Annotated in this window: 24 protein-coding genes, 1 pseudogene and 1 riboswitch; of the genes and pseudogenes, 9 read left to right on the forward strand and 16 right to left on the reverse strand. The window is 68.7% G+C overall.

Features of this window, described 5'->3' with window-relative positions:
• The first annotated feature begins 80 nt into the window (after window positions 1-80).
• Both ACWH43_RS13210 and ACWH43_RS13215 read left to right on the forward strand, forming a co-directional pair.
• Window positions 81-524 carry a hypothetical protein gene (locus ACWH43_RS13210; RefSeq protein ID WP_158445032.1) on the forward strand — a complete coding sequence of 148 codons (444 nt, stop codon included), beginning with the start codon at window positions 81-83 and terminating at the stop codon, window positions 522-524.
• Window positions 525-560: 36 nt separating this feature from the next.
• Complete coding sequence (locus ACWH43_RS13215; protein ID WP_260349754.1) at window positions 561-1,397, forward strand: EAL domain-containing protein; 837 nt, start codon at window positions 561-563, stop codon at window positions 1,395-1,397.
• Window positions 1,398-1,448: 51 nt separating this feature from the next.
• On the opposite strand, the gene guaA is transcribed toward ACWH43_RS13215, so the two are convergent.
• Both guaA and ACWH43_RS13225 read right to left on the reverse strand, forming a co-directional pair.
• Window positions 1,449-3,017 carry a glutamine-hydrolyzing GMP synthase gene (gene guaA, locus ACWH43_RS13220; protein ID WP_158445033.1) on the reverse strand — a complete coding sequence of 523 codons (1,569 nt, stop codon included), beginning with the start codon at window positions 3,015-3,017 and terminating at the stop codon, window positions 1,449-1,451.
• A gap of 48 nt (window positions 3,018-3,065) precedes the next feature.
• On the reverse strand, window positions 3,066-4,364 hold the full coding sequence (locus tag ACWH43_RS13225) for an RsmB/NOP family class I SAM-dependent RNA methyltransferase (RefSeq protein WP_158445034.1): 1,299 nt from the start codon (window positions 4,362-4,364) through the stop codon (window positions 3,066-3,068).
• A 178-nt stretch (window positions 4,365-4,542) separates the two neighbouring features.
• On the opposite strand from ACWH43_RS13225, the gene ACWH43_RS13230 reads away from it, so the two are divergent.
• Window positions 4,543-4,683: a hypothetical protein gene (locus ACWH43_RS13230; protein ID WP_260349755.1), complete on the forward strand. Its 141-nt coding sequence runs from the start codon at window positions 4,543-4,545 to the stop codon at window positions 4,681-4,683.
• 226 nt (window positions 4,684-4,909) lie between these two features.
• Window positions 4,910-6,070, forward strand: coding sequence for a glycerophosphodiester phosphodiesterase (locus ACWH43_RS13235; protein ID WP_158445035.1), 1,161 nt, complete (start codon window positions 4,910-4,912; stop codon window positions 6,068-6,070).
• Window positions 6,071-6,266: 196 nt separating this feature from the next.
• Here the strand turns inward: ACWH43_RS13235 and crcB are convergent, their stop codons facing one another.
• The 5 genes from crcB to ACWH43_RS13260 all read right to left on the reverse strand — a co-directional run bounded on the left by crcB (window position 6,267) and on the right by ACWH43_RS13260 (window position 12,326).
• Complete coding sequence (gene crcB / locus ACWH43_RS13240) at window positions 6,267-6,695, reverse strand: fluoride efflux transporter CrcB (RefSeq protein WP_158445036.1); 429 nt, start codon at window positions 6,693-6,695, stop codon at window positions 6,267-6,269.
• A gap of 77 nt (window positions 6,696-6,772) precedes the next feature.
• A riboswitch (Fluoride riboswitch) is annotated at window positions 6,773-6,851 on the reverse strand.
• 151 nt (window positions 6,852-7,002) lie between these two features.
• Window positions 7,003-7,797: an amino acid ABC transporter ATP-binding protein gene (locus tag ACWH43_RS13245; protein WP_375797053.1), complete on the reverse strand. Its 795-nt coding sequence runs from the start codon at window positions 7,795-7,797 to the stop codon at window positions 7,003-7,005.
• Between the two features lie 20 nt (window positions 7,798-7,817).
• Complete coding sequence (locus ACWH43_RS13250) at window positions 7,818-9,197, reverse strand: amino acid ABC transporter permease (protein WP_158445037.1); 1,380 nt, start codon at window positions 9,195-9,197, stop codon at window positions 7,818-7,820.
• A gap of 11 nt (window positions 9,198-9,208) precedes the next feature.
• Window positions 9,209-10,402 (reverse strand): amino acid ABC transporter permease, encoded by a 1,194-nt coding sequence (locus tag ACWH43_RS13255; protein WP_260349757.1) that lies wholly within the window; start codon window positions 10,400-10,402, stop codon window positions 9,209-9,211.
• Between the two features lie 901 nt (window positions 10,403-11,303).
• The gene (locus tag ACWH43_RS13260; protein WP_158448108.1) at window positions 11,304-12,326 is read right to left on the reverse strand and encodes an amino acid ABC transporter substrate-binding protein; all 1,023 of its coding nucleotides are present in this window, start codon (window positions 12,324-12,326) and stop codon (window positions 11,304-11,306) included.
• 272 nt (window positions 12,327-12,598) lie between these two features.
• Between ACWH43_RS13260 and metC the strand changes: the two genes are divergently transcribed.
• A complete protein-coding gene (gene metC, locus ACWH43_RS13265; RefSeq protein ID WP_158445580.1) occupies window positions 12,599-13,789 on the forward strand; it encodes a cystathionine beta-lyase in 1,191 nt (396 codons plus the stop codon).
• A gap of 87 nt (window positions 13,790-13,876) precedes the next feature.
• On the opposite strand, the gene ppx is transcribed toward metC, so the two are convergent.
• From ppx to ACWH43_RS13290, 5 genes are all read right to left on the reverse strand, one after another.
• Window positions 13,877-15,451 (reverse strand): exopolyphosphatase, encoded by a 1,575-nt coding sequence (gene ppx / locus ACWH43_RS13270; RefSeq protein ID WP_311734876.1) that lies wholly within the window; start codon window positions 15,449-15,451, stop codon window positions 13,877-13,879.
• Complete coding sequence (locus ACWH43_RS13275; protein ID WP_375797040.1) at window positions 15,387-17,591, reverse strand: RNA degradosome polyphosphate kinase; 2,205 nt, start codon at window positions 17,589-17,591, stop codon at window positions 15,387-15,389. The genes ppx and ACWH43_RS13275 overlap by 65 nt, the downstream gene beginning before the upstream one ends.
• Window positions 17,592-17,740: 149 nt before the next feature.
• Entirely contained in the window at window positions 17,741-18,439 is a 699-nt protein-coding gene (locus ACWH43_RS13280; RefSeq protein WP_158445582.1) for a hypothetical protein, read from the reverse strand.
• Between the two features lie 7 nt (window positions 18,440-18,446).
• Window positions 18,447-19,556, reverse strand: a complete 1,110-nt coding sequence (locus ACWH43_RS13285) for an AI-2E family transporter (RefSeq protein WP_158445583.1) — start codon at window positions 19,554-19,556, stop codon at window positions 18,447-18,449.
• A 72-nt stretch (window positions 19,557-19,628) separates the two neighbouring features.
• Window positions 19,629-20,159 carry a CDP-alcohol phosphatidyltransferase family protein gene (locus ACWH43_RS13290; protein ID WP_158445584.1) on the reverse strand — a complete coding sequence of 177 codons (531 nt, stop codon included), beginning with the start codon at window positions 20,157-20,159 and terminating at the stop codon, window positions 19,629-19,631.
• Between the two features lie 270 nt (window positions 20,160-20,429).
• Here ACWH43_RS13290 and purM point away from each other — a divergent pair, with 270 nt between their 5' ends.
• Window positions 20,430-21,503 (forward strand): phosphoribosylformylglycinamidine cyclo-ligase, encoded by a 1,074-nt coding sequence (purM, locus tag ACWH43_RS13295; RefSeq protein ID WP_158445585.1) that lies wholly within the window; start codon window positions 20,430-20,432, stop codon window positions 21,501-21,503.
• Window positions 21,500-22,123: a phosphoribosylglycinamide formyltransferase gene (gene purN / locus ACWH43_RS13300; RefSeq protein WP_448153504.1), complete on the forward strand. Its 624-nt coding sequence runs from the start codon at window positions 21,500-21,502 to the stop codon at window positions 22,121-22,123. The genes purM and purN overlap by 4 nt, the downstream gene beginning before the upstream one ends.
• Window positions 22,124-22,209: 86 nt before the next feature.
• Here purN and ACWH43_RS13305 read toward each other — a convergent pair.
• Window positions 22,210-22,878: pseudogene (locus ACWH43_RS13305) on the reverse strand (helix-turn-helix transcriptional regulator); the annotation flags it as partial.
• A gap of 406 nt (window positions 22,879-23,284) precedes the next feature.
• Window positions 23,285-23,680, reverse strand: a complete 396-nt coding sequence (locus ACWH43_RS13310; protein ID WP_158445588.1) for a hypothetical protein — start codon at window positions 23,678-23,680, stop codon at window positions 23,285-23,287.
• A 238-nt stretch (window positions 23,681-23,918) separates the two neighbouring features.
• On the opposite strand from ACWH43_RS13310, the gene ACWH43_RS13315 reads away from it, so the two are divergent.
• Complete coding sequence (locus ACWH43_RS13315) at window positions 23,919-24,764, forward strand: MipA/OmpV family protein (RefSeq protein WP_448153506.1); 846 nt, start codon at window positions 23,919-23,921, stop codon at window positions 24,762-24,764.
• Window positions 24,765-24,843: 79 nt separating this feature from the next.
• Here ACWH43_RS13315 and ndk read toward each other — a convergent pair whose 3' ends face one another.
• On the reverse strand, window positions 24,844-25,266 hold the full coding sequence (gene ndk / locus ACWH43_RS13320) for a nucleoside-diphosphate kinase (RefSeq protein WP_158445590.1): 423 nt from the start codon (window positions 25,264-25,266) through the stop codon (window positions 24,844-24,846).
• A 177-nt stretch (window positions 25,267-25,443) separates the two neighbouring features.
• Between ndk and ACWH43_RS13325 the strand changes: the two genes are divergently transcribed.
• Window positions 25,444-25,578: a hypothetical protein gene (locus ACWH43_RS13325; RefSeq protein ID WP_260349463.1), complete on the forward strand. Its 135-nt coding sequence runs from the start codon at window positions 25,444-25,446 to the stop codon at window positions 25,576-25,578.
• Window positions 25,579-25,633: 55 nt separating this feature from the next.
• On the opposite strand, the gene ACWH43_RS13330 is transcribed toward ACWH43_RS13325, so the two are convergent.
• Window positions 25,634-25,903 carry a sel1 repeat family protein gene (locus ACWH43_RS13330; RefSeq protein ID WP_260349462.1) on the reverse strand — a complete coding sequence of 90 codons (270 nt, stop codon included), beginning with the start codon at window positions 25,901-25,903 and terminating at the stop codon, window positions 25,634-25,636.
• Between the last annotated feature and the right edge of the window lie 158 nt (window positions 25,904-26,061).

The raw sequence follows: 26,061 nt of genomic DNA on the forward strand, positions 1-26,061 counted from the left end.
CGGATGCTCCCTCCCCGTTCGGAGGGGGCAGCGGCGCGGCCGCCCTGATAGGACTGCTTCCACAGCCGGGGGCAGATGCCATGATCACGCCTGCAACAGCGCCACGCACGCCGCCGCATCGGCCTTCGGGCCGGGGCGAGGCTGTCCTTCGCCCTGCCCGCCTGCTGGCGGTCGCGGCCGCGACGATCGCGTTGTCCTCCTGCCAGAGCACCGGCGAGACGCGCCCCGACCATCCGCCGATCCCGGCGGAGAGCCGCGCGCTGGAGAAGCAGCTCGACGCGGAAGCCACGGCCCTGGGCACGGCGCAGGCACTGGCGAGCATGCCCGCGGCCTGGGACCCGACCGGAGCCGCCAGCCTGGTGACGACGACCGCCGGCCTCGCCGCCCGGGAGGCCTTCCGCCGCCGGGCCGACGCCCTGCTGGACGCCCAGGCGGCGAAGGATCGGGCCGCGCTCTATCGCCAATACGGGTTGAACCCCGACGGAAGCCCGAGCGGCCGCAAAGGCCCCCTCTCCACAGATTAGCGTCGACAGCGAAAGGGTCCCAGATTGTCTTGCGCCATGTCCCGCACCGCCACCGCGCGCCCGACGCCGGGCCGGCAGATGCCGATGCTGCCGGCCGGCGCCGCCCGTGAAGCGGCGGAGCCCGGCCCGCCGGGCGCAGCCACGCAGCCCCGCTCCTTCACGATGGCGTTCCAGCCGATCGTCGACCTCGCCTCGGGGGCTGCGCCCTATGCCTACGAGGCCCTGGTCCGGGGGACGAAAGGCGAAGGCGCCGCGCATGTCCTCTCCGGGATCGGCGGCGCGGATGCCGCGGCCTTCGACGCGGCCTGCCGCAGGCGCGCGGTCGAGCTCGCGCAGCGCCTCAGGCTACCCTGCCACCTCAGCGTGAACATCTCGGCCGAGGCGGTCGGGCATTCCGCGCACGGGCTGCTCGCGACGCTCGAGGCCGCACGAGGGCTGGGCTTCCCGGAGCGGAAGCTGATCTTCGAGATCTCGGAGCACAGGGCGCTCGGCGACCTTGGCCGCGTCAAGGCCGAGATCGCGGCCTGCCGGCGCCGGGGAGCGCTGATCGCCTATGACGATTTCGGCGCGGGCTACAACTGCATCGCCGCGCTGCTGGAGATCCGGCCCGATATCCTGAAGCTCGACATGAGCCTGATCCGGGGCATCGATTCCGACGTCCGGCGGCGCTCGATCATGGCGGCGATCCACGACGTCTGTCGCCGCCTGCGGATCGCGGTCATCGCCGAGGGCATCGAGACAAGGCAGGAAATGGACGCCCTGCGCGGGCTCGGCATCAAGCTGATGCAGGGCTACTATTTCGCGCGCCCGGCCATCGAGCATCTGCCCGTGCCGCCCGGCCACATGGCTAGCCTCGCCGCCGCGGTCGCCTAGCTCACATTCCCGACAGAGCGCCAGCCTCCATATAAGGCGCCGCCGCGCCGATCACTCCCACTCGATCGTGCCGGGGGGCTTCGAGGTCACGTCGTAGACGACGCGGTTGATGCCCTTAACCTCGTTGATGATGCGGGTCGCGGCGCGGCCGAGGAAGTTCATGTCGAAGGGATAGAAATCCGCCGTCATGCCGTCGACCGAGGTCACGGCGCGCAAGGCGCAGACATGGTCGTAGGTGCGGTAGTCGCCCATCACGCCGACCGTTCGCACCGGCAGCAGCACGGCGAAAGCCTGCCAGATCACGTCGTAGAGCCCCGCCTTGCGGATCTCGTCGAGATAGATCGCATCCGCCTTGCGCAGGATGTCGAGCTTCTCCTTGGTGATCTCGCCGGGGCAGCGGATGGCGAGGCCCGGTCCCGGGAAGGGATGGCGGCCGACGAAGGCTTCCGGCAGGCCGAGCTCGCGGCCGAGCACGCGGACCTCGTCCTTGAACAATTCGCGCAGCGGCTCGACGAGCTTCATCTTCATGCGCTCGGGCAGGCCGCCGACATTGTGGTGGCTCTTGATCGTCACCGAAGGCCCGCCGGAGAAGGAGACGCTCTCGATCACGTCCGGGTAGAGCGTGCCCTGGGCCAGGAAATCCGCGCCGCCCAGCTTGGCAGCTTCCGCGTCGAAGACCTCGATGAAGAGCCGGCCGATGGTCTTGCGCTTGGCCTCCGGGTCGGCGCCGCATTTGGCGAGCTCCGAGAGGAAAAGCTCCTCGGCTTCAACATGAACGAGCGGGATGTTGTAGTGATCCCTGAACAGGGTCACGACCTGCTCGGCCTCGCCGAGGCGCATCAGGCCGTGATCGACGAAGACGCAGGTGAGCTGGTCGCCGATCGCCTCGTGGATCAGCACCGCCGCCACCGCCGAATCGACGCCGCCGGAGAGCCCGCAGATGACGCGGCCGCTGCCGACCTGCTCGCGAATCTTCTTCTGCATCTCGGCGCGATAGGCCGCCATGCTCCAGTCCGGCTTGCAGCCGCAGATCTCGACGACGAAGTTGCGCAGGAGCTTGCCGCCGTCCGGGGTGTGGACCACCTCGGGATGGAACATGGTGGTGTAGAAGCGCCGCTCCTCGTCGCTCGCGACCGCGAAAGGCGCGTTCTCCGAGGTCGCCTTGACCGAAAAACCCTGCGGCAGCTCGGTGACGCGGTCGCCATGGCTCATCCAGACCGGATAGCGGCCGCCCTGCTCCCAGACGCCGGCGAAGAGCGCGGAAGGCGCGACGATCTCGACATCGGCGCGGCCGAACTCGGCGGCATGCCCGCCCTCGACGGTGCCGCCGAGCTGATGCGCCATGGTCTGCTGGCCGTAGCAGATGCCCATCAGCGGGATGTTCGCCGTGAAGACGGCCTCGGGCGCGCGGGGGCTGCCCTCGTCCGGCACCGAGGCGGGGCCGCCGGAGAAGATCACGCCCTTGGGCTTCAGCCGCGCGAAGGCCTCGCCCGCCTTCTGGAACGGAGCGATCTCGCAATAGACGCCGATCTCGCGGATGCGCCGCGCGATGAGCTGCGTCACCTGCGAGCCGAAATCGATGATCAGGATGGAGTCGTGATGGGGCTGAGCGCTCGTCATCGCGTCCCGTTACTGGATCGCGCGGGCGCGCGCAACGCTTCTCCCGCTTCAGTCCCCGCGTCGCAGGCAGGCCAGATAGAAACCGTCCGTGCCGGTGCGTCGCGGCGAGAGCTGCAGGCCGAATTCCGTGGCGAAGCGGGCGAGCAGGGAGAAGTCGCTCTCGGCCCCGGCGAGCACGTCAATCGGGGCGACAGTCGAGAAGCCGGAATGCCTGCCGAGGAAGGCGCGGATGGCTTCGTCGTTCTCCTCCGGCAGCATCGAGCAGGTGACATAGGCGATGCGCCCGCCCGGCTTCACCAGCCTGGCGGCGCGGGCCAGCACTTCCGCCTGGTCCTTGACGCGCTCGGCCAGCGCGCCGGGGCGCACGCGCCATTTCGCATCGGGGTTGCGCCGCCAGGTGCCGGAGCCGGTGCAGGGCGCGTCGACCAGCACGAGATCGGCCTGGCCGGCGACATCCGCCAGCGGCTCGTGGCCGCGCGAGCGCGGGATGCGGATATCGACGATCGCCGCGCCCGAGCGCGCCAGCCGGTCGTGCAGGGGGGCGAGGCGGCGGCTGTCGAGATCGGTGGCGTAGAGATTGCCGCGATTGGCCATCAGCGCGGCGAGCGCCAGCGTCTTGCCGCCTGCCCCGGCGCAGAGGTCGATCACGGTGTCGCCGGGCCTGGCGCCGGCGAGTAGTGTGACGAGCTGCGAGCCCTCGTCCTGGATCTCGAAGGCGCCGGCGAAGAAGCCGGGTTCCGTCTGAAGCGAGGGACCGCGCCCGTCATGGCCTGGCTGGAAGCGCAGCGCATCCGGCGACCAGGCACTCTCCTCCGGCTGGAGATGGGCAAGGTCCTTCGCGACGGCCTCGCGGCTCGCCTTCAGCCGGTTGACGCGCAGATCGACCGGGGCGCGGGCGGCGAGCGCCTGCCCCTCCTCGACCGCCATGGCGCCGAAAGCCCGCTCGAAGGAAGGCCAGAGCCATTCCGGCACGTCGGCGCGGACCCAGCCGGGCGCGTCGTCGTCCGAGAAGGCGGTGAGGAGCGCGGTCTCGTCGGCGGAGAGCGGCGCCGGCGCGTGGTTCTCGCCCGAGCAGAGCGCGGCGATCTCGTCCCGCGCCAGGCCGCGCAGCCCCCTCAGCATGCCGAGCACCAGCGCGCGCGGCTCCTCCGACGCCATGGCGTAGGCCGAGGAGGCCTTGCGGCGCAGCGCGTCATAGATCAGGGAGGCCACCGCCGCGCGGTCCTTCGAGCCGGCGAAGCGGCGCGACAGGCCCCAATCCTTGAGCGCATCGGCAGCCGGGCGGCGGCGCTCGACGATATCCTGCAGCACCTCGATGGCGGCGTTGATCCGGGCGGCTGGCGTCATGGTCGTTCGGTCCTGACGCAAACCGCCGGAAGCGGAGCGCCGCGAGGCAAGGGCTTGTTTCAACCAATTCAAGCATGACGCTTCGGCATGGGCGCCGTCGCGGCATGTTCTTGACGCGGTCGTTTCATAAGCGGAAAGACGATGCAACCGCATGTCGCGGCCAAGGGGACACGCCACGATGAAAAATGCTGCCCGCCTCGCCGTTCTCGGCTTCTTCGCCTTCGCCCTCGCCGCTTGCGCGACCCAGCCGCAGGCCGACCTGACGCCGCCGCCGGCCAAGCGCCTCGACGCCAAGACCACCCTCGAGAATCACCGCTGAGATCGGCTGCCGCATGAGCGGCTGAAGCGCGCCGCTTTTCCAGGGGACCCCGCCGCCATCCCGGATCGCCGTTTTCTCCGGGATGGCGCGTGGCTGCTGCCGCTTCTCCGCGGCCGGTTGGCCGATGCGGCCGGCGGCCCGCATGGCGCGGCGGGACCGTGCGCTTCATGGGGATGTCACATCCCGCAGCCTAGTTTCGCACGCCCTTTCGCGAGCCGAGGCCGCCATGACGAAGACCCTGCTTTTCTCGACATCGCTTGCCGCCGCCCTGGCGCTGCTGCCGTTGGCGGCCGGCGCCGAGCCCGCCCCGACGCTGTCCGGGCAGCGCCCGCTCGTCATCGCCCATCGCGGCGCCAGCGGCTATCTGCCGGAGCACACGCTGGAGGCCTATCGCCGCGCCATCGCGCTCGGCGCCGACTACATCGAGCCCGATCTGGTCTCGACCAAGGACGGCGTGCTGGTGGTGCGCCACGAGCCGATGCTGAGCGGCACCACCGACGTCGCCGAACGCCCGGAATTCGCGGGCCGCAAGACAACGCGCAAGCTCGACGGCATCGAGACCACCGACTGGTTCGCCAATGATTTCACGCTCGCCGAGATCAAGACTCTGCGCGCCAGGCAGGCCTTCGCCGACCGCGACCAGTCGCATAACGGCAAATACGAGATCCCGACCTTCCAGGAGGTGATCGACCTCGCCAAGGCCGAGAGCGCCCGCAGCGGCCGGACCATCGGCATCTATCCGGAAACCAAGCACCCGACCTATCACGCCTCGCTCGGCCTCGCCTTCGAGGACAAACTCCTCGACATGCTCAAGGCCGCGGGCTGGACCGAGAAGAACTCCCCCGTCTTCATCCAGAGCTTCGAGACGGCGAACCTGAAATATCTGCGCCGCAAGACACAGATCCGCCTCGTCCAGCTCGTCGACGGCGACGGTGTCGACAAGGACGGCAAGGTCACGCTCGCCGCTCCCTTCGACCGGCCCTACGACTTCGCCGTGCTCGGCGACAAGCGCAGCTTCCAGGACATGCTCTCGGCCGAGGGCCTCAAGGAGATCGCGACCTATGCCGACGGCGTCGGCCCGTGGAAGGCCTATTTGATCGGCGCGAAGCAGACGATCGGCCCGGACGGCAAGCCGAAGGACCTGAACGGCGACGGCAAGATCGACGAGCGCGACCGCACCGTCATCGCGCCGAGCGATGTGGTGAAGAATGCGCATGCGGCCGGGCTGCTGGTCCATCCCTGGGCCTATCGCAGCGAGGCGAGCCGGCTCGCCGCCGATTACAACGGCGATCCGATCGCCGAGTACAAGGCGCATCTGGCGCTCGGCGTCGACGGCGTGTTCACCGACTTCACCGACCACGCCGTGAAGGCGCGCGACGGCCAGTAAAGGACAGCCCGAAGAACCCGGTCCTCCCCCCGAGGAGCGATTTCGGCGCAAATGGCATCTCGAGAAGTGCTCCAGGCGGCCCGCCGCCCCTCTGGAACATCCTTCGAGACGCCGCTCTCGCGGCTTCTCGGCATCAGGCCGCGATTTTCAGGTCAGCCTCTCGGTCGGAGAGCTCGGGATGGCGCCGGACGGGCTTTCAGGCCTCCTCCTCCACCACCATCTGGGCGATGCGCTGGTCGCCGTTGAACTTGCTGGCGACGGCGTGGCCGACCGCGACGGCGGTGACGCAAAGCACGACGGACGCGACGATGTTGATCGCGGCCCGCACCATCTCGCCGCTGCGCAGCAGGTCGAGCGTCTGCAGGCTGAAGGACGAGAAGGTGGTGAAGCCGCCGCACAGCCCCACCATCACGAACAGGCGCACCGGCTCGGAGACGGGGAAACGGCCGCTCGCCAGCGTCAACGTGCCGAAGAAGCCGATGACGAAGGAGCCCGCGATGTTGATCAGGATGGTGCCCCATGGCAGGTCCCGGCTGATCGGCAGGGCGAGGATCGAGAGAAGATAGCGCGCCAGCGTGCCGAGCGCGCCTCCGGTCATGACGAGAACGACGGTCGAGAAGGACATGCTCGCTTGGCTCCCTTGTCGGCGGGCATGAAAAACCCGCCTGGCGGCGGGCGTCGGACACACCCCTACCGCGGCTTGCTGCGGTAGGAGTCATCAGCCTCGACCGCAAAGGCGACCGGCAGGCGGTTTCGGGGGAACTCCATCCCCATCACCGGAAAGATAGGGGGCGATGCCGGCCGGCGCAACGGCAAAGACGAACCGCGAGGCGACCCTGCTCCCGTCGGCGGCAGCCCCGGCCGGAACCGGAAAGCGCGCCGATTCCGCGGCGCGCCCGTGGACCGGCCTGTCGATCGCCCTCGCCCGAGCCTCAGTGCAGGATCTGGGAGAGGAAGAGCTTGGTGCGCTCGTGCTGGGGGTTCCTGAAGAATTCGTCGGGCGTGTTCATCTCGACGATCTGGCCGGCATCCATGAAGATGACGCGGTCGGCGACCTGGCGGGCGAAGCCCATCTCATGGGTGACGCAGAGCATGGTCATGCCCTCCTCCGCCAGCGAGACCATGGTGTCGAGCACCTCCTTGACCATCTCGGGGTCGAGCGCCGAGGTCGGCTCGTCGAACAGCATGATCTTGGGGCTCATGCACAGCGAGCGGGCGATCGCCACGCGCTGCTGCTGGCCGCCGGAGAGCTGGCCCGGATATTTCGTCGCCTGCTCGGGGATCTTCACGCGGCGCAGATAGTGCATCGCGATCTCCTCGGCGTCCTTCTTGGGCATCTTCTTCACCCAGATCGGCGCGAGCGTCAGGTTCTCCAGGATCGTCAGATGCGGGAACAGGTTGAAGTGCTGGAAGACCATGCCGACGTCGCGGCGGATCTCGTCGATCTTCTTGAGATCGTTGGTCAGCTCCGTGCCGTCGACGATGATCTGGCCCTTCTGGTGCTCCTCCAGCCGGTTGATGCAGCGGATCATCGTCGACTTGCCCGAGCCCGACGGCCCGCAGATGACCAGCTTCTCGCCGCGCTCGACCTTGAGGTTGATGTCGCGCAGCACGTGGAACTCGCCATACCACTTGTTGACGCCGATCATCTCGACCGCCGTCGCCGTCTTCAGCGAGGTCGGCTTCAAGGCCGCGGGGCGGGTGTCCGTGGTCTTGGTTTCTGCCATTGCCATGTCTTTTGTCCCTCTCAGCGTTTTTGGCCGGCAGCCAGGCGCTTCTCGACCGCGATCGAATAGCGCGACATGCCCCAGCAGCATAGGAAATAGAAGACCGCCGCGAAAGCGTAGCCGGTGGTCCGGGTCGTCGGCGTCGCCCAGGTCGGATCGACCAGCGTCGCCTCGACGGTGCGCAGGAAGTCGAAGATGCCGACGATGGTGACCAGCGTGGTATCCTTGAACAGCCCGATGAAGGTGTTGACGATGCCCGGGATCACGATCCGCAGCGCCTGCGGCAGGATGATCAGCCGCATCATCTGCCAATAGCCGAGGCCGAGCGACATCGCGCCCTCGAACTGCCCCTTCGGGATCGCCTGCAGGCCGCCGCGGATGACCTCGGCCATATAGGCGGAGGCGAAGAGCGCGACGCCGATCAGCGGGCGCAGCAAACGGTCCGGCGAGTACTCCTGCGGCACGAACAGCGGCAGCATGGTGTTGGCCATGAACAGCACCGTGATCAGCGGCACGCCGCGCACGAACTCGATGAAGATCACCGAGAGCAACTGGATGATCGGCAGGCGGGAACGGCGGCCGAGCGCCAGGACGACGCCGAGCGGCAGCGAGAAGACGATGCCGACCGCCGAGATCAGGAAGGTCACCATCATGCCGCCCCACAGGCCGGTGTCGACCCGCAGCAGGCCGATGCGGTCGTCGAGGATGGCGAGGATGCCGAACACCACCAGCGAGAGCAGGATCAGGCTCTTGGCGCCGTGGAAGCGCTTCCAGGGCGGCGCTTCCTGCTCGACCGCCAGCAGCGCCGGATTCGTCCAGAAGCGGGCGAGCGAGGGCACGAAGGAGAGCACGAGATAGAGCACCGCCAGCGCGAAGCTCAGCAGGATCAGGAAGCGCAGCAGCCCCTGCGCCCGGTCGCCGCCGAGCAGCAGGATGAAGCCGCTGAGCGGCAGGATGACGAAGAAGTAGAAGACGCCGATCCGCTTCAGCGGCGCCCGGTTCCAGAGCAGCCAGACGACGCCGAGCGCGAACATCGCGAAGACGATGTTGACCCGCCAGCGATCCGCGATCGGGTAAGAGCCGTAGATGAAGTACTGGAAGCGGTCCGCGACATAGGCCCAGCAGGCGCCGACCGGCCGGCCGACCTTGTCGGCGAGGCAGGCGTCGCGGCTGGCGCCGGACCAGACCGCGTCGAGGATGTAGAAATGCACCAGCTCCGGCACCGTCACCACGACGAACCAGATGCAGAGCAGCGTCAGGATCGCGTTGAGCGGGCTGGAGAACAGGTTGGCGTGGATCCAGGCCAGCGGCCCCGCGACGGAGAGCGGGGCCGGCTGCTGCGGCAGCGTCTCGGTGCGGACGAAGGCGCGCGGGGCGTTGTCGAGAGTTGCGTCGGTCATCGCTTGCGCCCTCACCGTTCGACCAGCGCGATGCGCTTGTTGTAGATGTTCATGGCGAGCGAGGTCACCAGCGAGATCGTCAGATAGACGGCCATGGTGATCGCCACGACCTCGACGGCCTGGCCGGTCTGGTTCAGCACCGTGCCGGTGAAGACCTGGACGAGGTCGGGATAGCCGATCGCCACCGCCAGCGACGAGTTCTTGACCAGGTTGAGATATTGCGAGGTCAGCGGCGGCACGATGACCCGCATCGCCTGCGGGATGACGACGAGCTTCAGCGTCGGGCCGGGCCTCAGGCCCAGCGCATGCGCCGCCTCGCTCTGGCCCTTCGAGACCGCGAGGATGCCGGCGCGCACCACCTCGGCGATGAAGGCCGCGGTATAGGTCGAGAGCCCGAGCAGCAGCGCCACGAATTCCGGGAAGATCTGCATGCCGCCGGTCAGGTTGAAGCGGCCCTGCTGCGGATAGTCGAAGGACAGAGGCTGGCCGACGGCGAAGAACACCAGCAGCGGCAGCCCGACGATCAGAGCGAGCGCGACCCAGCCGTTCGGATATTGCCGGCCGGTCCGGGCCTGCTGCCCCCGCGCCCAGACGAAGAAGGCGACCGCCCCGGCGATGCCGACGAGGAAGGCGACCGCCACCGCCTCGAAGGCCGGCGCGAATTGCGGGCTCGGCAGGATGATGCCGCGGTTGTTGAGATAGATGCTGCCGGGCAGCGCGATCGAGTTGCGGGCGTCCGGCAGCGGCTTCAGCACCGCGTTGTACCAGAAATAGAGCTGCAGCAGCAGCGGGATGTTGCGGATGCCCTCGACATAGACCATCGCCAGCTTGGCGACGACCCAGTTGCTCGACAGCCGGGCCACGCCGACCGCGAAGCCGATGATCGTCGCCAGCACGATGCCGAGCGCCGCGACCAGCAGCGTGTTGAGCAGGCCGACCCAGAAGGCCTGGCCATAGGTCGAGCCCGAGGCGCTGAAGGGGATCAGCTTCTGGTTGACGTCAAAGCCCGCCGCATTGTTCCAGAAGCCGAAGCCGGAGGCGATCTTCTGCGCGCGCAGATTCTCGATCGCGTTCGAGGCGGCCGACCAGACCAGGAAGCCGACCACCGCCAGCAGGACGATCTGATAGACATAGCCGCGGATCTTCGGGTCGTAGAATAACGACGCCTTGCCGGGTGATACCGTTTCGGTCGGGATGCTCGACACCTGTTACGCCCTTTGTGTTTCGCTTGTTGAGGCCGGCGATCCCGGGGCGGTGCGATTCCACCCAAGGCCGTTCAGTCCGGACCGTTTGTCTGTCGCTATCCTCGCTCGGCGCTCCTGCCGTTTCCGCCCGCGGCGGCCCGGCGGGACGAGCGGCCCGCCCCCGCGCGGGCGCCGCTCGCCGCCGGCGGCGTCACCGCGGCCGTTCCGCTGCCGGCCATGCCCCCTCCCGGCCCCGCGCCATCCCTGGCTGCGGGGCATCCGGCCGGCGTCGCCTCTGGCTCGCATGCTTCATCGTGGTTCCCCTGTTGGGAGCGGGTTCGTCCCGCCCTCGCTGCCTTCGTAGCAAGTCCCGGACCACCCCTCCGCGACCTGCCCTGTCCCGCGCGCCGGCGAGCCGCCCTCCCGGCACCCTCGCCGATGCATCGGCGGATTTCAGCGCGCCCCGGGCGCGCAACGCAATCCTCCCTTGGTCCGAAACGTCGCCGCGACCCCGGCATGGCGGCGGAGCGCCCGCCATGCCGATGCCGGCAGGGCAGCGACGGCGCTCCCGGCAGGGCCGGAGGGCGGTCTGACGAGGCTTTCAGGCAAGGCGGCTCGGCCGCGCGGCACGGGCACGGCGCGCGCCGGCGCCGCGCCGGCGGGGCCGCTCCGGCCGCAGGGGGCGATGGCGTCCGGCCCGGCCCGTCCCGGCAGGAAGGCGCCGCGGGCCCGCAGGCTGCCCGCCGCAGCCGTCGCCCTGGCGGCGAGCGGCGCGAGAACGGGCGCTATCCCTGCTCTTTCCATGGCGAGACCGGCGGTTGCGGCCGGCGAGCGGCCGATGCCATCACGCTTCGCCCGGCTCGCGGAACCGCGCGAAGACACGAAGAGGCGCCGGACGGTCCGGCGCCTCCCCCAACTCCGCTCAGCGAACCGGGGGAGCGTATTGCAGGCCGCCCTTGGTCCAGAGCGCGTTCTGGCCGCGGGCGATCTTGAGCAGCGAGCCCTGGCCGACATTGCGCTCGAAGGATTCGCCGTAATTGCCGACATGCTTGAGGATGCGGACCACCCAGTCGCCGGTCAGGCCGATCTGCTCGCCGAACTTGCCCTCGGTGCCAAGCAGGCGCTTGATCTCGGGATTGTCCGACTTCAGCTTCTCGTCGACATTGGCCTTGGTGACGCCGAGCTCCTCGGCGTTCAGCATGGCGAAGCCGACCCACTTCACCAGGTTGAACCATTGCGGGTCGTTGTTGCGGACCGACGGCCCGAGCGGCTCCTTCGAGATGATCTCCGGCAGCACGATATGGTCTTCGGGGTTGGCGAGCTTCAGGCGCTCGGCATAGAGGCCGGAGGCGTCCGTGGTGAAGGCGTCGCAGCGGCCGGCGTCATAGGCCTTGACGGTCTCGTCGGCGGTGGCGAAGGCCACGACCTCGTATTTCAGGTTGTTGGCCCGGAAGTAGTCGGCGAGGTTCAGCTCGGTCGTCGTGCCCTGCTGGGTGCAGACCGAGGCGCCGTTGAGCTGCAGCGCCGAGTTCACGCCGAGCTTCTTGCGGACCATGAAGCCCTGGCCGTCATAGTAGTTGACGCCGGTGAAGAGCAGGCCGAGCGAGGCGTCCCGCGACATCGTCCAGGTCGAGTTGCGGACCAGCACGTCGACCTCGCCCGACTGGAGCGCGGTGAAGCGGTCCTTGGCCGAGAGCGGGATGAACTTGACCTTGCTCGGATCGTTGAAGATCGCGGCCGAGATCGCCCGGCAGACATCGACGTCGAGGCCGGTCCAGTTGCCCTGCGCGTCCGGCACGCCGAAGCCGGCGAGACCGGGGTTCGAGCCGCAGTTGAGGATGCCGCGCTGCTTGACCTGCGCCAGCGTCGCCTGCGCGGAAGCCCCCGTGGCGGAGATCGCAAGCCCGGCCGCTGCAAAGAGACCGGCCGCCAGAATTTTCTTCATCAGTACTCTCCCATTGAAAACAACCACCCCGGAGAAGCCCGGAAGGCACATCGATCCGGTTCGCCGCCGGCGGTCCTTTGTCGAACCGCTCTGTCGTTCCCAGTTCTGAAACGGCGTCCCCTTGACCGAGTCGATTGCCAGAGCGACCCATGAGCGTCAAGCAACGGCCATCCGCCGCGACCGCCACTTGTTCGCCTCAATCATCACATGCGAGTTTGGCAAGGTGGTCAAGTCTGGCCGCCTCCGCCCGCCGCTCCAGCCGCATCGGTTCCATGAAAAAGCTGCCTTCTTCCGAATTCGCCCGCCTCGGAACGCGGACCCGCCTCGCCCTGGCCGGCCGCGACCCCAGCGACAGCTACGGCTTTGTCAATCCGCCTATCGTACGAGGCTCGACGGTGCTCTATCCGAGCACGGAGGACTTCCTGGCGCGGAAGGCGCGCTACACCTACGGCACCCAGGGCAACCCGACGCTGGACGCGCTGGAGGCGGCGGCCAACACTATCGAGGGCGGCGCGGGCGTGGTGGTGACGCCGTCGGGGCTGCTCGCCTGCACCCTGCCCTTCCTCGCCTTCCTCTCCGCGGGCGACCATGTGCTGGTGACGGACAGCGTCTACCGGCCAACGCGCAATTTCTGCGATTCCTTCCTGACGCGCATGGGCGTCGAGGTCAGCTATTACGACCCGCATGCCGGCGCCGCGATCGAGCGGCTGTTCAAGCCGAACACCAAGGCGGTCTGGACCGAGGCGCCGGGCTCGCAGACCTTCGAGATGCAGGACATCCCGGCCATCGCCGGGGCCGCCGCGGCGCGCGGCATCCTGACGATGATGGACAACACCTGGGCGACGCCGCTCTTCTTCGACAGCCACAAATTCGGCGTCGACATCTCGGTCCAGGCCGGCACCAAATACTATGCCGGCCATTCCGACGTGCTGATCGGCACCATCTCGGCCCGCACGCCGGCGCTCTACAAGACCCTGCGCAAGGCCTGGGAGGAGCTCGGCGTCATCGTCGCGCCGGAGGACGCCTTCCTGACGCTGCGCGGCATGCGCACCATGGCGATCCGCCTCAAGGAGCAGATGCCGGCCGGCCTCGAAATGGCGAAATGGCTCCAGGCGCGCCCGGAGATCGCCCGCGTGCTGCACCCCGCCCTGCCGGATGACCCCGGCCATGCACTGTGGAAGCGCGACTTCACCGGCGCCTCCTCGCTCTTCGCCGTGGAGTTCAAGCCGGTCTCGATGAAGGCGGTCGCCGCCATGCTGGACGGGCTCTCGCTGTTCGGCATGGGCGCCTCCTGGGGCGGCTATGAGAGCCTGGTCCTGCCCTTCGACTGCCGCGCCTACCGCACCGCGACGACGCCGGACCACAAGGGCCCGACGGTGCGCATCCACATCGGGCTGGAGAATCTCGACGACCTCAAGGCCGATCTGGAAGCGGGGTTTGCGCGGCTGAAGGCGGCGGCCTGAGCGAAAGGCGGTCGGAAATCGGCGGGGGGCGGTCGGAAACTGCCCATCATGACCCGACTGCCTGCCGCCGATTGCCGGCTGCCTCGCTCACATCCGGGCGACCTCGTAATCCCGCGCCAGCAGCTTGGCGAGCTGCTTCAGCCGGCCCTCGACGCGTTCGCTCGCCAGCGCCGCGAGATCCTCGGGCAGGCGCAGCACCAGACGCCGGTCGACGCATTGCGCCTGGATGCGCGGCAGGATGCCGGCCATGCCGGCCGAGAGCAGATAGGCGACCCGGAAGATCGCCGCGATCAGCAGCGCGCGCTCGAACAGAGCCGGCGCGAGCAGCGCCCTGAGCCCGGCCGCGGCGGGCGAGGACGCCTTCAGCCCGGCATAGCGATGGAAGATCGCCAGCGCCAGGAAGGCCCGGCTGAGATGATCGATCCCGGTGAAATAGGCATGGGCGATGACGTTCATGCTCTGCTCGCCGCGATAGTCGGGGTGGGCGCGCCAGCCGATATCGGAGAGCAGGCAGACGGTCTCGACCAGCCGGTTCGACGGCTCGTGCTCCGGCAGCCCGGCGCTTTCGAGGATGCTGCGGGTCCAGTCGATCAGTTCGGCGGCGTGGCGCGGGTCGCGGGCGCGCAACAGGTTGTAGTCGCGGGCCGCCTGCAGCAGCGGGTCGGCGGCACGCTCCTCCGGTGAAAGCTGCTCGTGCAGCAGGCCTTCGCGCACGCCCTGCGCCGAGATCACGATGTTGCGCGGCTTGCCGCGCTTGATCAGCTCGTCGAGCACCAGCGCGCCATAGGCGAGCAGGGGGCGGCGGGCCGAGGACACCACGTCGATGGCATCGAGCACCGAGGCGTCGGCCCGCTCGACCAGCCTGACGAAGTCCGACGCGTCGCGGGGTGGGATCGCATAGCCGTGCATGACGTTGAGCGGATAATTGGCCCGGCGCTGATGCAGCGTCGCCAGCGCGCGCCAGGTGCCGCCGACGGCGAAGAAGTCCCGTCCCTTCATGGCCGCGAGCTGCGGCAGCTTGTCGAGCTCGTCCTTGACGATCTTCTCGGCCGCCTTGAGCGAGCCTTTCGAGCGGTCGAGCAAAGCGAGCCCGCCGAGCGGGACGCTGGCGCCCGGCCCGACCTCGCCGCCCTTCACCGAGATCAGCTCGAGGCTGCCGCCGCCCAGGTCGCCCACCACCCCGTCGGGGTCGTCGAAGCCGGAAATCACGCCGAGCCCGGAGAGGACAGCCTCGCGCCGGCCGGAGATCAGCTCGATCGGCTGGCCGATCGCCTCCTCGGCGCGGGCGATGAAGTCCGGGCCGTTCTCGGCGTAGCGGGCGGCCGCGGTGGCGATCACCCGGATCTCGCCGACGCGCATCGCCTCGCAGAGGATGCGGAAGCGCACCAGCGCCGCGATCGCCTTCTCGATGGCGTCGGCGGCGAGGCGCCCGGTGGTCGCCACCTGCCGGCCGAGGCCGGCCATCTCCTTCTCGTTGAAGACCTGCGCCGGGGCGCGCACCAGCATCTCGTAGACGACGAGACGAACCGAGTTCGAACCGATGTCGACGATGGCGATGGTGTCCCCGAGCGCCAGGCGCCCCGGGGCGTGCTGCAGTTCAGGCCTTGCGCCCGCCTTTTCGGGACAGGGCGCGGGGGCTGGAGCTGGAGAGCGATTTTCCACGGCCGGACAGACTCGGATTCGTCATGAAGTAGTTGTGCGCATTGAACGGTTCCTCGTTCGGCGCCGGGACGATGCGGCGGGAACCGCCATCGGGCAGGATCGTCCAGCTCTGCTCGTTGTCGAGCAGGTTGGCGAGCATGATCTGATCCAGCAACTGCTGATGCACGGTCGCGTTCAGGATCGGCGTCAGCGCCTCGACGCGGCGGTCGAGATTGCGCGGCATCAGATCGGCGGAGGAGATGTAGACCTTGGCCTTCTGCGCTGGCAAGCCATGTCCGCCGCCGAAAGCGTAGATTCGGGTGTGCTCCAGGAAGCGGCCGATGATCGACTTGACCCGGATGTTCTCGGACAGGCCGGGCAGGCCGGGCCTGAGACAGCAGATGCCGCGCACGATGAAATCGATCTCGACGCCGGCCTGGCTGGCATCGTAGAGCGCGTCGATGATCTCGGGGTCGACCAGCGCGTTGCACTTGCCCCAGATCGCGCCCTTGCGGCCGGCCTTCACATGCGCGATCTCCTCGGCGATGTCGGTGAGGAGCCGCTGCTTCAGCCCCGTCGGCGAGACCGCCATGCGCTCCAGCCCGGCCGGCTCGGCATAGCCGGTGATGAAGTTGAAGATCCGCGCGACGTCCTGCGCGATCACCGGATCGGCGGTGAAGAAGGAGACGTCGGTGTAGATGCGCGCCGTGATCGGATGGTAGTTGCCGGTCGCGATATGGCAGTAGCTGACGAGCTGGCCGGCCTCGCGCCGCACGACCAATGACAATTTGGCGTGGGTCTTGAGCTCGATGAAGCCGTAGACGACCTGGACGCCGGCGCGCTCCATCTCCTTGGCCCAGCGGATATTGGCCTCCTCGTCGAAGCGGGCCTTGAGCTCGACCAGCGCGGTCACCGACTTGCCGGCCTCGGCGGCTTCCGTCAGCGCCTTGACGATCGGCGAATTGGCCGAGGTGCGGTAGAGCGTCTGCTTGATCGCGACGACATTGGGGTCGCGCGCCGCCTGCTGCAGGAACTGCACGACGACGTCGAAGCTCTCATAGGGGTGGTGGACGAGCAGGTCCTTCTGGCGGATCGCGGCGAAGCAGTCGCCGCCATGCTCGCGGATGCGTTCGGGGAAGCGGGCGTTGTAGGGCTTGAACTTGAGGTCCGGCCGGTCGACGCCGACAAGCTGGGAGAGCTCGGTGAGGCCGATCATGCCGTTGACCTCGACGACCTCGTCGCTGTCGACCTTGAGCTCGCGCACGATCAGCCGGCGCAGATGGTCGGGCATGCCGGTCGAGAGCTCGAGCCGGATCACGACGCCGAGGCGGCGCTGCTTCAGCATGGTCTCGAAGACGCGCACCAAATCCTCCGCCTCCTCCTCGATGTCGAGATCGGAGTCGCGGATGATGCGGAAGGAACCGGCCCCCCTCACCTCGTAGCCCGGGAACAGCTTGGCGATGAACAGCGAGACGGCGTCGTCGAGCGCGATGAAGCGGTGCAAACCCTCGCGGGCGAGGTCGGGCAGCTCGATGAAGCGGTCGATCTTCGTCGGCACGCGGATCAGCGCGTCGAGCTGGCGCCCGTCGCTGATCCGCTCCAGCGCCAGCGCGACGGTGAAGCCGAGATTGGGGATGAAGGGGAAGGGATGCGCGGGGTCGATGGCGAGCGGCGTCAGCACCGGGAAGATGTAGTTGAGGAAGTAGTCCTCCAGCCAGATCCGGTCCTGCGGGCCGATATCGGCCGGCCCGAGCAGGTGAATGCGGTTCTCGTGCAGCTCGTGGCGCAGTTCGACCCAGCGCGCCTGCTGGTCGTCGGTCAGGGCCGAGACCGCCTTGCCGATCGCGACGAGCTGCTCGGCCGGGGTCAGGCCGTCCTGGCTGCGGGTGACTACGCCGGCCTTGAGCTGCTCGCGCAGGCCCGAGACCCGGACCATGAAGAACTCGTCGAGATTATTGGCCGAGATCGAGAGGAAGCGGAGCTGCTCCAGCAGCGGATGGCGGCGGTTGGAGGCCTCCTCCATGACGCGGCGGTTGAACTCCAGCCAGGAGAGCTCGCGGTTCATGAAGCGCTCGGGCAGCCGGCGCAGCGACGGCGCGTCGGAATCCGTCATCGCCCCGTCCGTCGTCCCGGGCCTCTCGGCCGCAATCTCGGTGGTCATGCGCTTCGCCCGCGTCCTGGTCGTCGTCCTGCCTGTGCGTCTCATGGACCGTGTGAAGCCACCCTATCGTGACAGTTCGATGACGGGCGGCCTGAAGCGGCCATCGGGAAGGTTAGCAGGCATCGGCGGAGCGTCCAGCGCCGGCACCCTCAGCCCGGCTCCTGCGGGAAGAGCTCGGCCAGCACCTCGTGCACCAGCGGGCGCGTGACCCGCCGGCCGCGCTCCAGCGCCACCCTGTCGAGCCGGTCGACGACCCGGCGCGCGGCGGCGAAGGAGCGCTCCATCCTGAGCGCCAGCGCGTCGATGACGGCGGTGTCGACCACGAGCTGGCGGTCGATGAAGAGCTTGACCAGCACGGCGCGCAGCAGGCCGTCATCCGGCGGCTCGATGGTGGCGCTCGGCGCCAGCCGCAGCCGCGAGAGCAGGTCCGGCACCTTCAGCCCCCAGAGCTCGGGCGCGCTGCGCGCCGTCAGCAGGAGATGGCCGCCGCGCGCCTTGACCGCGTTCATCAGGTGGAACAGGGCCGGCTCGTCGAAGGGGCCGGCATCGCAATCCTCGATGACGAGCGCCCCGCCCGAGACCAGATGCGCAACCTGGTCGTCCGACAATTCGCGGGCGGGGATCGTCCAGGCATGGGCCATGCGGGCCCAGATCGCGGCGAGATGGGTCTTGCCCGCCCCTTCCGGCCCGGTCAGCCGCAGCCAGGCTTCCGGCCAGCGCGGCCAGCTCTCGACCAGCCCGTAGGCCGCCTCGTTCGAGGGGCCGACGAGAAAGTCCTCGACGCCATGGCGGCTGTCGAGCGGCAGGTCGAAGGCGAGCTGGCGCGGGCGCGACGGCGCTTCGGACATGACGGGCTCAGCGCTCGAGGTCGATCTCGACCTCGATCCCCTTCGGCTGCGGCGGCGCGAGGCCGCGATAGAGATTGCTCCCGAGATACTGCCTGAGCGCGAAGCGGCAGAGCACGCCGATGACCGCCGCCAGCGGCACCGCCACGAGCAGGCCGACGAAGCCGAACAGCGAGCCGAAGGCGAGCAGCGCGAACATCAGCCAGACCGGATGCACGCCGATCGAATCGCCGACGAATTTCGGCTGGAAGATGTTCCCTTCGAGGAACTGCCCGGCCAGGAAGACGCCGAGCGCCGCCAGCGGCCAGGTCCAGTCGGGCCAGAACTGCACGGTCGCGACGCCCACCGCCAGCACCAGCCCGGTCAGCGAGCCGACATAGGGGATGAAGGAGAGGAAGCCGGAGATGATGCCGATCAGCGCCCCGAAATTGACGCCGACGAGGCTCAAACCGACGGCATAGAAGCCGCCGAGCAGCAGGCAGACCAGCGCCTGCCCGCGCAGGAAGCCGGCGATCGCGGTGTCCATCTCGCGGACGAGCCCGCGGATGGTGTCGCGATGGTCGCGCGGCAGCCAGCTATCGACGGTCGCGACCATGCGGTCCCAGTCGACCAGCAGGTAGAAGGCGATCACCGGCGTCAGCACCAGCAGCGAGAACACGCCGACGATCGCGGTGCCGCCGGTCCAGAGCGACTGCAGCAGCCCGCCGGCCCATTTCGTCGCCTCGCCGACGAGGTTGCCGAGCGAATTCTGCGCCTCCTTGGTCAGCTCGCCGCCGCCGAAGCGCTCGAGCCAGGGCGCGCCCTTCTCCAGGAGCAGCGCCTGCAGCTTGGCCGCGTCGCCCGGCAGCCGCGCCACCAGCCCGGCGAGCTGCTGACCGAGCAGCGGCGCCAGCAGGACCAGCGCCACGGCGAAGATCAGGATGAACACGATCAGGATCACGATGGTCGCGGCGAGCCGGCTCATCCCCATGCGCTCGAGCCGGTCCGCCAGCGGGTCGAGCAGATAGGCGAGCGCCAGCGCCGCGATGAAGGGCAGCAGGATGTCCCTGAGCAGCACCAGGAACAGCACGAAGACGATGAGGGAACCCAGCCAAAAGCCGATCTGGCGCTGTAACGTCATCCATCAGCCTCTTCGCGTCTCCGGGGGAAGACGTTGCAACTCTATAAGCGCAGCCACGGTTCCCGGCCAGCCTCAGCCCGCCATGTGCCGCAGCCAGAAGGCGAGATAGGCCGCCATCGAGGCGAGCGTCAACAGCGCGACCAGCAGCTCCCCGGCCGCCTCCGCCGGCCCCGGATCGAGGCCGAAGGCGCGCGAGCCCAGCGCCAGCGCGGCGAAGGCGATCTGCGCCGCGGTGTTGAGCTTGCTGACCGCGAAGGGCGCCATCGCGACCGGCCGGGAGAGCAGCCAGGAGAGCAGCACCGCGGCCACGATCATGATGTCGCGCGCCACGACGAGGACGACGAGCCAGACGGGAACCACGCCGACGACGGCGAGCGTGACGTAGATCGAGACGATCAGCGCCTTGTCGGCGATCGGGTCGAGCCAGGCGCCGAGCTCGCTCGCCATGCCGCAATGCCGGGCGAGGAAGCCGTCGACGGCATCGGACACGCCGGCGACGACGAAGAGGATGAAGGCGGTCTCCCAGCGCGCATTGACGATCATGACGATGACGAGCGGCACCAGGAAGAGCCGGGCGATCGTGATCAGGTTCGGGATCGTCATGGCAGCAGTTTCGCTCAGGGCGCGGCACGATGCCAGCGGCGAGCCATTCACGCGCGACAGTCCGTCATCCCGGACAAGCGGCGAAGCCGCGCCGATCCGGGATCCATGCCTTAACCTGTCCCGACAGCGCTCCGGCATGGATCCCGGGTCTACGCTTCGCTTCGCCCGGGATGACGAGTTGTGAGAAGTCGAGAAAACCGCCCGAACGCCTTGCCAGCCGCGGCGCGCTTGCCTATCGCTCGCGCGAGCAGGAACGGAAGCGAGACCGCAATGAGCAAGCCCGGCGCGAACGGACTGACCTATGCGCAGGCCGGCGTCGATATCGACGCCGGCAATGCCATGGTCGACCAGATCAAGCCGCTGGTGCGCGCCACCCGCCGGCCGGGCGCCGATGCGGAGATCGGCGGCTTCGGCGGGCTGTTCGACCTCAGGGCCGCCGGCTTCAGCGACCCGATCCTCGTCGCCGCCAATGACGGCGTCGGCACCAAGGTCAAGATCGCGATCGAGAGCGGTTTGCACTCCACCATCGGCATCGACCTCGTCGCGATGTGCGTCAACGACCTCGTCGTGCAGGGCGCCGAGCCCCTGCTCTTCCTCGACTACTACGCCACCGGCAAGCTCGACCCGCAGGTCGGCGTCGAGATCGTGCGCGGCATCGCCGAGGGCTGCCGCCAGGCCGGCTGCGCACTGATCGGCGGCGAGACCGCCGAGATGCCCGGAATGTACGCCGGGAAGGATTACGACCTCGCCGGCTTCGCCGTCGGCGCGGCCGAGCGCGGCACGCTGCTGCCGCGCGAGGACCTGAAGCCCGGCGACGTGGTGTTCGGCCTGCCCTCCTCCGGCGTGCATTCCAACGGCTATTCGCTGGTGCGCCGCATCGTGGCGCTGAGCGGCCTCGGCTGGGAGGCGCCCGCCCCCTTCGCTCAGGCCAAGACGCTGGCCGAAGCGCTGCTGGAGCCGACCCGGATCTATGTGAAGCCGCTGCTGCAGGCGCTGAAGGCGACCGACGGCATCAAGGCGCTGGCGCATATCACCGGCGGCGGCTTCCCCGACAACATCCCGCGCGTGCTGCCCGAAGGGCTCGGCGTCGCGCTCGACCTGCCCGCGATTCCGGTGCCGCCCGTCTTCGGTTGGCTCGCCAGGGTCGGCGGCGTCGCCGAGCGCGAGATGCTGCGCACGTTCAACTGCGGCATCGGCATGATCGTCGCGGCCGAGGCCGCCAAGGCCGATGCGGTGCTCGCCGCGCTGAAGGCCGCCGGCGAGGCGCCGGTGAAGCTCGGCGAGATCGTGCCGGTCGCCGCCGGCGAGGAGCCGGTCGGCTATCGCGGCACGCTTTCGCTGTGAGCATGGCAGCGGCTCGCAGGCGCGTCGGGGTGCTGATCTCGGGGCGCGGCTCCAACATGGTCTCGCTCGCCGAGGCGGCGCAGGCGCCGGATTACCCGGCCGAGATCGCGCTGGTCGTCTCCAACATCCCCAACGTCGCCGGGCTGGAGCGGGCGCGCGGCTTCGGCATCGCCACGGCGACGGTCGACCATCGCCCTTTCGGCAAGGATCGCGAGGCCTTCGAGCAGGCGGTGGACGAACTCCTGCGCCTCAACCGGATCGAGATCGTCGTGCTCGCCGGCTTCATGCGCATCCTGACGCCCTGGTTCGTCAAGCGCTGGGAAGGGCGGATGATCAACATCCATCCCTCGCTGCTGCCGCTGTTCAAGGGCACGCATACGCATCGGCAGGCGCTGGAAGCCGGCGTTGCCGAGCATGGCTGCTCGGTGCATTTCGTCGTGCCGGAGCTCGATGCCGGGCCGGTGATCCTGCAGGCGAAGGTGCCGGTCCTGCCCGGCGACGACGAGGACAGGCTGGCGCAGCGCGTCCTCGTCGAGGAGCACAAGCTCTATCCGGCGGCGCTGGCGGAGGTCGCCTCCGGCCGGGCGAGGCTCGTCGACGGCGCCGTCATCCGCGGCTGAGCCGCGGCGGCGCCCTCGCCGTTCGGTTGCATCTGGCCGCCCTCGCGCTTGCAGCGCTCCCACTCCTCCCGCGCGCGCTCCTCCTCCTTCTGCCAGCGGCGGAAGAGATCGGCCCGGCGGGCGGGATAGCGTTCCTCCAGCGCGACGAGGCCGGTCATGCGGTCGGTGCGGAAATGGCGGAAGGCCTGCCTGAGCTCGCACCAGGCGATGACGATGCGCACGCGCTCGTAGAAGGTCATGCCGATCGGCCAGATCATGCGCTGCGTCGCCTGGCCGCTCTCGTCGCTGTACTGGATCGAGAGCTTGCGGCCGTTGCGGATGGCGGCGCGCACCGCCGCGACATCGACCTGGTCGGCCGGCACGTCGCCGGGATGGGAGGCGGCGAACAGCGCCCCGTCGAGCAGGATCGGCCGCAGATGCGGCGGCAGCACCGCCGCGACCTTGCTGACCACGTCCTCGGCGGCGCGGGCCAGCACCGGGTCGGCCCGCTCGCTCAGCCAGCGCATGCCGACCAGCACGGCCTCGATCTCGTCGGGCGAGAGCATCAGCGGCGGCAGGTCGAAGCCGGCGTCGAGGACATAGCCGATGCCGGCCTCGCCGCGCACCGGCACGCCCTGGCGCACCAGCGCGCCAATGTCGCGATAGACCGTGCGCACCGAGACGTCGAGCTCGGCGGCCAGCGTCTCGGCGGTGACGGGGCGCCTGCGGCGGCGCAGGCTCTGGATCATGTCGAGCAATCGTTCGGCGCGCTGCACGGCGTCGTCCCCCTACCCGGATCGAAACTCTTCGGGCATCGGCTTGTCCCGAAAACCGCATTCCACGTTTTGGGGCCGATGCTCTGGCGGAAAGCACGGCTCCGATCGGATAGCCTTCGCGATCCGGCCGGCGCATGCTTGAATGACCGCAGGATGGCTCAGCCGGGTTGACAGTTTCTGTCAGGAGCGTGTCAGCAGCAAGGCGGCAGAGGACGGGATTTTGATCGTCGTCCCGTTTTTGGTCGCCGTCCCGTAAGGGCGCGCAACAAACGCGCCGTCATCCCGGGCGGAGCGAAGCGCAGACCCGGGATCCCTGCCGGAACGGTTCAGGCATGGATCCCGGGTCTCCCTCCGGTCGCCCGGGATGACCCGCGATTTTAAAGGAATCGAGGAGCCGTCGGCCCGCTCAGAACGGCCGCTTCAGCTTGCACTTGTCGATGAAGCGGAGGCCCTTCTCGCGGGCCGAGTCGTTGAAATAGCCGGTGTCGCGGAAGGCCTGGATCTCGTCCTTGCTCATGGAGTCGACCGTGCCGCTGGCGTAGCAGCTACAGGGCGAGTGCACGGCCTCGCGGGTCGTATTGAGGAGGCGCGACTGGGTGATCAGGCAGGCGTCGAAGGCGCGCAGCTTGATCATGTAAGGCGACAGGTTCTTCGCGGTCGGGTCGGGCGGGGGCAGCGCGGTCGAGCTGCTCGCGGCATAGGCCGAGGCGCCCAACAGCACAGAGAGTCCACCGGCCAGAACGACCGCACCCAACCGCCGCATCATCATGACTTGCCCGTCCTTCGCGAAGAGGCGCCGCATGGCTCGCGGCGACGCCCCGCTTCCGCATGCCACAGCTACATGAAAGGTCAAGGGGTTCGAAAGTCACGCCTTCCCGATTTACGCCGCCTCGCCGCAGCTTCGACCGCGGCGGCCGCAGGCCGGGAGAAGCGACGCGCAGCGCAAGGTCTCGTCAACGCTAACCGCGCCTTAACGGACTTGTTTCAGTCTACCGGCATCCCTTCTGCCGATGACGCCTTTTGCGTCGGAGTTTTGGATCATGCGTTGCGTTGTGTACCTGGCGGGCCTGGCGGCCTGCCTCGCCCTGTCGTCTCCCGGCCGCGCCCTGGCGCAGTCGAGCGACTACAGCCAGCTCACCTCACCCCAATCCGCCCAGAACTGGTATCTCACCGTCGGCGCGGGGCTGCGCTACCAGCCGGACTATACCGGCTCCGACGACTACATCTTCCGCGCACGGCCGATCATCTCGCTCGGCCGCGGCCTGAAGAGCACCTGGTGGAGCGCCGAGGACGACGCCATGCTCAGCATCGGCGTGTTCTCCGGCCAGGGCTGGCGCATCGGCTTCTCGGGCGACCTGCTCTGGAAGCGCAGCGCCAAGGTCAATCCGGCGCTGGTGGCGGTGCCGGCGACCAAGTTCGGCGGCGAGGCCGGCGGCTTCGTCGAGTTCTACCCGGCCTCCTGGCTGCGCGCCCGCGCCAATGTCCGCCGCGGCATCGTCGCCCATGACGGCGTCGTCGCCGATCTCAAGCTCGACGCCTTCACCAATCTCGGCTCCTGGACCTTCGGCGTCGGCCCGCGCATGCGGATCGCCAGCGCCGATTACGTCCGCACCTATTTCGGCACCTATGGCGCCATGCCCGGCACCTCCGGGCTGCTGCAGCGCTTCAACGCCGGCGTCCATTCCTACGGCGCGCTGGCGCAGGCGACCTATCACTGGTCGGACCGCCTCCAGACCACGACCTATATCGAGTACAAGCGCCTGACCGGCGACGCCGCCCGCTCGCCGATCGTGCGGCCCTTCGGCTCGCGCAATTCGCTCACCGTCGGCATTTCGGCGAGCTATTCCTTCGACACCGGCTCGAACTACTCGCTCGGCGGCCTCTGAGGACCGGCAGCGCCAAAAGAAAAGGGCGGGCCGCTTTCCGGCCCGCCCTTCTGCATTTCAGCAAGGCGTGCGGCTGAAATCAGCCGACGATCTCGTTGCCCGAAAAGAACTGCGCGATCTCGACCGCGGCGGTCTCCGGCGCATCCGAGCCGTGGACGGTGTTCTCGCCAACCGACTCGGCGAAGAGCTTGCGGATGGTGCCCTCGGCGGCGTTGGCCGGGTTGGTGGCGCCCATCACGTCGCGATACCTGGCGATGGCGTCCTCGCCTTCCAGCACCTGCACGACGACCGGGCCCGAGGTCATGAACGCGACGAGCTCGCCGAAGAACGGGCGCGCCGCATGGACGGCGTAGAAGGTCTCGGCCTGGGCCTTGGTCATCTGGATGCGCTTCTGCGCGACGATGCGCAGGCCGGCCTTCTCGATGACCGCGTTGACCGCGCCGGTGAGATTGCGCTTCGTCGCGTCGGGCTTGAGAATGGAGAAGGTACGCTGGACTGCCATCGAAAGATCCTTGAACGGCTCGAATAAGGGGAACGCGGCGCGCTTATAGCCGCCGCCTTCGCCCCCCACAAGGCTTGCCCCGCCGGACGTTCATGCCGATGCCCGGCCCCCGGAATCCATGAGCCGGCTGCGCGATTTCATGCTAGGATGGGGGCCTTGACGACAAGGAGCCGATCCATGGTTGTCGTTGCGCTCGTCTTCGCCGGTTTCCTGACGATGCTCTGCCAGGTGCTGCTCGTGACGCCCGAATCCATCACGAAGGACCGCAGGGGCAACCTGCCGCCGCCCTCGGGCGGCATCGCGGCCTTCTGAGCGGCGCGGACGCGCCGTCCGCGACCGGAACCGCGCGGCAGGGAGCGCCCGGCGCTCAGTACCGCGTCAGATAGCTGCGGGCTTCGCGCAGCGCCGCGGCCACCTCGTCACGGCTCATCTCCAGCGCCAGCTCCCGGCGATGCGCCGCCGCGCGAGCGCTGCCGCTGGCGAAGGCGATGTTGAACCAGGTCTGCGCCTTGACCAGGTCGACGGCTCCTGCCCGACCCGAGGCATGCAATAGCCCGAGTTCGCAACAGGCCTCGGCCGAAGCTTCCGGCGGAAGCGCCAGCGAAGCGGGGATCGCGCTCATCTCCATGCGTGCCATGACTGAACCCACCCTGTCTGTCTTTTTCTGCCGGCCGACCGCCCGTCCCGGAGCCGCGACCGATGAGGCGAGGGTGACCGCGATCGTTAAAACGCGCGCTAAATTTTGCGATGAATCGAATCTCAACTCGACGTCATCGCCGGGTTAAGGCAACCGGA

The organism is Allobosea minatitlanensis (assembly GCF_964020775.1).